Source organism: Franconibacter daqui, from assembly GCF_014644275.1.
GTDB classification, from domain to species: domain Bacteria; phylum Pseudomonadota; class Gammaproteobacteria; order Enterobacterales; family Enterobacteriaceae; genus Franconibacter; species Franconibacter pulveris.
Window position 1 is genome coordinate 1 of the sequence record NZ_BMKJ01000014.1, and the last position, 2,542, is coordinate 2,542.

General features: G+C 55.7%; 4 protein-coding genes. All 4 read left to right on the forward strand.

Annotated elements, in window-relative coordinates; translation table 11 throughout:
- On the forward strand, positions 1-434 hold a 434-nt coding region (locus IEX01_RS21395; protein WP_188724521.1), incomplete at its 5' end, for a fimbrial protein.
- Between the two features lie 8 nt (positions 435-442).
- Complete coding sequence (locus tag IEX01_RS21400; protein WP_188724523.1) at positions 443-964, forward strand: fimbrial protein; 522 nt, start codon at positions 443-445, stop codon at positions 962-964.
- Between the two features lie 11 nt (positions 965-975).
- Positions 976-1,791, forward strand: a complete 816-nt coding sequence (locus IEX01_RS21405; RefSeq protein ID WP_125454275.1) for an MrpH family fimbial adhesin — start codon at positions 976-978, stop codon at positions 1,789-1,791.
- A 91-nt stretch (positions 1,792-1,882) separates the two neighbouring features.
- A partial coding sequence (locus IEX01_RS21410; RefSeq protein WP_188724525.1) for a pilin glycosylation ligase domain-containing protein occupies positions 1,883-2,542 on the forward strand: 660 nt, incomplete at its 3' end.

The following is a 2,542-nucleotide window of genomic DNA, read 5'->3' on the forward strand; positions in this document are numbered from 1 at the left end:
GCGCGCAGGCCGCCGACAACATGTCGTTCCACGGCACCCTGGTGGCGCCGCCGTGCACCATCAGCAACGGCCGGACCATTGAGGTGGCGTTCGGCAACGACCTCGGCGTCAACAAAATCGACGGCAACAACTATAAGCAGCCGGTGAGCTACACGCTGGACTGTGAGGCGGGCTATACCGCCGGCGGGCTCGCCATTGTGGTGGACACCACCGCGCCGGCGGCGTTCGACGCCTCGGCGGTGAAAACCGACAAAACCGGGCTCGGCCTCCGCATTCTGGTGGACGGCCAGCCGGCGACCTTCGCGAAGCGCGTGGCGGTAAGCAACCCGGCGAGCCCGCCGGCGATCCAGGCGGTACCGGTCCAGGACCCGGCGGTGACGCTCACCGCAGGCGCCTTTGAGGCCACCATGACGCTGCGCGCGGATTATATGTAGGAACGGACATGAACAAAATTTTACTGGCCGCGCTGGCGCTGGTGTTTTCCGCCGGCGCTTCTGCAGCGGAGGATAACGTGCATTTTTCCGGGGCGCTGGTCTCGGAGCCCTGCACGCTGCCGGATGCAGATACCGATATCAGGCTCGACTTCGGCTCGGTGATAGAAAAGTACCTTTACCAGTACCAGCGCACTAAACCGCAGCCGTTCAGTATTCATCTGCAGGAGTGCGACCCGGCCATCCTCAGTACCGTCAGCGTCACCTTCCAGGGCACGGCGGATACCGAACTCACGGAGCTGCTGGCGCCGGATGCGGCCAGCACGGCGAAAGGGGTGGCGATTGGTCTGGAGTTAACGGACGGCACGCCGCTGGCCATTAATAAAGCCAGCCCGTATACGCAGCTGAGCAGCGGCAATAACACGCTGACGTTTAATGCTTACGTCCAGGCGCGGCCAACCGTGATTGCAAATAAAACGCTGGCAGCCGGGGATTTTACCGCGACGGCAAACTTTGTGCTGGCGTATCAGTAAGAGATTTAATAATGAAACGGATCATTGCGATTATAATTATCTTTTTTGCTCACAATGTCTGGAGCAGCCCATACCCGGTAATAACATCTCTTAGTCCTTGGTATCAACGGACATATGATGATGGAAACCAAGAGTGGGGAATTGCCATTACACAAAAAATTATAGATATTGGAACCGCCGGAGACGTTGTGCCTGTGAAAGGAGCTAAAGTTGCGTTGGTTATTAAGGAGCATGCTCATTTGTCATCAGATGAATATACTATGAGAACAGATGCCAGGGCGGAAAAGTGGGCGGATGGAGTGTCAACAATAAGCCAGGAGGCCATGACTATATATTATGACGGCGGTAAAGATGTGCAGGCGGTAACTTATCTAGATACAGTTCCCCCTTCAGCAAACAGTTGTGTTGCTTATGTTTATACAGCAATATCTGGCGGCTATAGTGGTGAATCCTGGTCTGATGTACGTGCCCCGGCTGGCTGTTTAGTTGTTCCGCCTGTAAATGAGTGGTGTAAGATAACAACGCCTGAAGTTTTATTGGATCATGGTTCCATTACCCTCAGAAATGCGGAGGGGCATTCAGCCAGCGCTTCAATGAATGTAGACTGTATAGGTGATATGGCTGTCAGTTTTAATTTAATTACTGATGATAAATATATTTACCTGGATGAAGGTAAGTCAGAAATTACGGTAGATAATAAGCCGCTAAAAACGAAAATTAATCTTCCCTCTGGAAAATCCAGTGTGCTTGTTAAAGATTTATTAACGGGTATAACCAGTGAAGGTTTTCATACCGGCAGCAGTGTTCTGGTAATGATGCCTTATTAACGTAACTGCTACTATTTTCTGATTCTCTTTTGCTGTATTACTTTATTTTCGGGAAAGGTTCGCCTTTCCCCTTTTTATTATTTATCCGCTTATGAAAACCCTGCTGTTATTATTACTCTGCCTGACGCTGTTTTATATTCCCGACTCCGGCGGGTCCGGCGTGGCGTTGCCTTTTAACCTCACGTTTCTCTGCTGGCTGGGGCTGGTTTTAATCATACTGGCCTGGCGATATAGAAACGCAGAATTAAAAGCGCCGCGCCAGCCGCTGCTGCTGGCGGGCGGGCTGCTGCTCCTGCTGCCGTGGCTTTTGCAGGCGCGCGGCAACCCCGGCGTGTGGGTGCTGCTGGCGGCGCTCCTGCTGTGGCTGGCGCTGCTGCGCCTGCCGTTCACGCCACGCCACCGGCGCGCGGCGCTGCTGGCGGTGTTTGTGCTGGCGCTGGGTCAGGCGGGCACCGGCCTGTTGCAGGCTTTCTGCCCGCACCTCGCCGCCCGGCTGTATGAGTTCGACTGGCTGCGCAACCAGGGCCGCCCCTACGGCATTTTCCAGCAGGTGAACCTGCTGGCGAGCTTTCTCGCCACCGGCGCCGGCTGCGGCTTCCTGCTGCTGCTGACGGAACGGCGCGCCAGGGGGATAACCGCTGTGCTGATAACCGCAGGCCTCGGCGTGCTTGCGTTTGTGCTGGCCCTGAACCAGTCCCGCGCCGGGGCTGTCGGCGCTGTCGCCGTCATTGCCGCGCTCTGCGCCGTTGCC